Annotated in this window: 2 protein-coding genes; both read left to right on the top strand. The window is 67.2% G+C overall.

Translation table 11 applies throughout. The annotated features are described in order from the left end of the window. On the top strand, window positions 1-790 hold a 790-nt coding region (locus VMS22_03100; GenBank protein HXJ33001.1), incomplete at its 5' end, for an efflux RND transporter periplasmic adaptor subunit. 2 nt (window positions 791-792) lie between these two features. Further along, a partial coding sequence (locus VMS22_03095; GenBank protein ID HXJ33000.1) for an efflux RND transporter permease subunit occupies window positions 793-3479 on the top strand: 2687 nt, incomplete at its 3' end.

Below are 3479 nucleotides of genomic sequence, written 5' to 3'. Positions count from 1 at the left end.
CACGCCGCTCGCGGTGCGAGGTGCCGTGAGCCAGCAGGAGCTCGACAACGCCGTCCAGGCGACCCGCGCGAGCGAGGCGCAGGTGCAGGCGGCCGAAGCGGCCGTGACGAACGCCCGCCTCGACCTCGGTTGGACGAAGGTTTATGCGCCGATCCGCGGCATCGCAGGCATCGCACCAGTGCAGATCGGCGATCTGGTGACCCCGTCGACCGTGCTGACGACCATCTCACAAGTCGATCCGATGAAGGTCACCTTCCCGATCACCGAGCGCGAATACCTGCGCTTCGCCGATTTCATCAAGGAGCATCAGGAAACGGGCACCGAAGCCGGCGGGCCGCAGCTCGAGTTGATCCTGACCGACGGCAGCACGTATCCCCGTCCGGGCCGTTTCTACGTCGCGGACCGGCAGGTCGACCGGCAGACGGGGACGATCCTCGTGCAGGCCCTCTTCCCGAACCCTGACGCAATCCTGCGCCCGGGTCTCTACGCGAAGGTCCGCGCTCCGACCGAAACCGTGCGCGGTGCGCTGCTCGTGCCCCAGCGGGCGATGATCGAGACACAAGGCGTCTACCAAGTCGCGGTCGTGGGATCGGACGACAACGTGTCGCTCCGCACGGTGAAGCCGGGCCAGCAGGTGGACGGGCTCTGGATCATCGACCAGGGCCTCACACCGGGCGAGCGCGTCGTGACGGAGGGACTGCAGAACATCCGCGACGGGATCGCCGTGACACCGAAGCCGGACATGTCGGGCGAGGCCGCGGCTGCTCCCACGCCGCCCCGGAAGGGCTAGCCATGTCGAAGTTCTTCATCGAGCGGCCGATCGTTGCGATCGTCATCGCAATCCTCTTCGTGATCGGCGGCGCCGTCATGGTGTTCCGGCTTCCGGTCGCGCAGTTCCCCGAGATCGCCCCGCCCAAGATCCAGACGACTGCCGTGTACACGGGCGCCGACGCACTCACCGTCGAGGAGTCGGTCGCCACCCCGATCGACGCCCAGGTGAACGGCGCGAAGCGCATGATCTATATGCAGGCGATCTCCGGCAACGACGGCACGATGACCCTGCAGGTGTCGTTCGACGTCGACACGGACATCGACATCGACCAGGTGCAGGTCCAGAACCGCCTCGCGCAGGCGCAGGCCAACCTGCCCCATGAGGTGAACGACTACGGCCTCACGACGATCCAGACGGCCGGCATCCCCCTGCTCCTGTTCTCGGTCAGCTCGCCGAACCGGACGTGGGACCAGACCTTCCTCTCGAACTACCTGGTGATCACCGTCCAGGACGAGCTCGCCCGCGTGCCGGGGATCGGGCAGGCCAAGATCTACGGCGCGTCGAACTACGCCATGCGCGTGTGGCTCGCGCCGGACACGATGGCGAACATGGGGCTCACGGTCACGGATCTCGCGAAGGCGATCTCCGCGCAGAACGTCGTGAATCCTGCGGGAACGATGGGTGGGGAGCCGGCGCCACCCGGCCGCGAGCTCACCTACACGGTGCGGGCGCGCGGGCGCATGATGAGCGCGGAAGAGTTCGGCGACATCATCGTGCGGGCCAGGCCCGACGGATCGCTCGTGCGCCTGAAGGACGTGGCTCGCCTCGAGCTCGGGGCCGAGAGCTACACCCAGGATGCGTACGCAAACGGGACGCCGGCAGCACACCTCGGTCTGTTCCAGGTCCCCGGCTCGAACGCGCTCGAGGCGGCCAATCGCGCCAAGGCGACGATGGCCCGACTGGCCGAGAAGTTCCCTGCCGACATGCGTTACGACGTGACGCTCGACACCACGATCCCCGTGACCGAGGGCGCGAAGGAGATCGCCATCACGTTGCTCGAGGCGATCGGGCTCGTGATCGTGGTGGTGTTCGTCTTCCTCCAGAACTGGCGCGCCACGCTCATCCCCATCCTGACGATCCCCGTGTCGCTGGTCGGCACCTTCGTATTCTTCCCGATGCTCGGGTTCACGATCAACACGCTGTCGCTGCTCGGGCTCGTACTCGCCGTCGGGCTCGTCGTGGACGACGCGATCGTGGTCGTCGAGGCGATCGAGTCGAAGATCGAACAGGGCCGATCGCCGCACGATGCGGCGATCGAGGCGATGGATGAGGTGAGCGGCGCGCTCGTCGGCATCGCGATCGTGCTCTCGAGCGTATTCATTCCAGCCGCCTTCATCGCCGGCATTACCGGATCGCTCTACCGTCAGTTCGCGCTCACCATCGCGTTCTCGGTCCTGATCTCCTGCTTCAATGCGCTCACCTTGAGTCCCGCGCTCGGTGCGCTGATCCTGAAGCCCCGGACGGGGGGGCATCGGGGACTCCTCGGACGCTTCTTCGGCGGCTTCGATCGCGTCTTCGCGTCGGCGCAGAACGGGTACGTCCGGGGCTCCCGGCTCCTGATCCGCAAATTCGGCGCGGCGCTCGTCGTGCTGGCCGCGTTCACGCTGCTCGCGGGCGGCCTCGGGAGAGTCCTGCCGACCTCCTTCATGCCCCAGGAGGACCAGGGGTTCTTCTTCATGAACGTGCAGCTCCCGGAGGCCGCATCGCTGCAGCGGACGAACGCCGTGATGCGGAAGGTCGACGAGATCCTGAAGGCCGAGCCGGGTGTGCACTACCTGGACGCGGTCGCCGGATGGAGCCTCCTGTCGCAGACGGTGAGCCCGCGAAACGGCGTCTACTTCGTCCAGCTCGCTCCCTACGACGAGCGCGCGACGCGGGCGCTCCAGGCGGACGCCATCATCGCCTCGCTGAATCGGAAGCTCGCGGCGCTGCCCGACGCCCGGGTGTTCGCATTCCCGCCCCCCGCGATCCCCGGCGTCGGCCAGTCCGGCGGCGTCGACGTCTTCATCCAGGATCGCGCCGGCAAGACCGTCGACTATCTCTGGGACAACACCCAGCGCTTCATGGCCGAGCTGCGCAAGCGACCCGAGATCGCAGCCATCGCGACCACGTTCGCGCCCGCCATGCCGCAGCTCTTCGCGCACGTCGACGAGGATCGCGTGTTCAAGCTCGGCGTGCCGATCCGGGACGTCTACGGGACGCTCCAGACTTTGCTAGGCGGCTACTACGTGAACCAGTTCAATCGCTTCGGGCGAGTCTGGCGCGTGTTCCTCGAATCCGAGCCGCAGTACCGGATGGATCCGGCGGACCTCGCCCTCTTCTACGTCCGCAACCAGGACGGCGGCATGCTGCCACTGTCGACGCTCGTCTCGCTCGAGAAGTCGTCGGGCCCCGAGTACTCGAACCGCTTCAACGAGTATCGTGCGATCGAGGTCCTCGCATTCCCGGCGCCGGGCTACAGCTCCGGCCAGGGGATGGCCGCCGTCGCCGCCGTCGCCGACTCCGTGTTGCCGCGCGACATGGGATACGCGTGGAACGGAATGAGCTACCAGGAGTCGATCGCGGGGAGCGGCGCGGCCGTCTTCGCGCTGTCGCTGCTCATCGTCTTCCTCATCCTGGCGGCGCTCTACCAGAGCTGGTCGCTGCC

The organism is Candidatus Eisenbacteria bacterium, assembly GCA_035577985.1.
Taxonomy (GTDB): domain Bacteria; phylum Desulfobacterota; class Binatia; order DP-6; family DP-6; genus DATJZY01.
The sequence above is the reverse complement of the archived record's forward strand: the minus strand, read 5'-3'. Positions and strand labels throughout refer to the sequence as shown.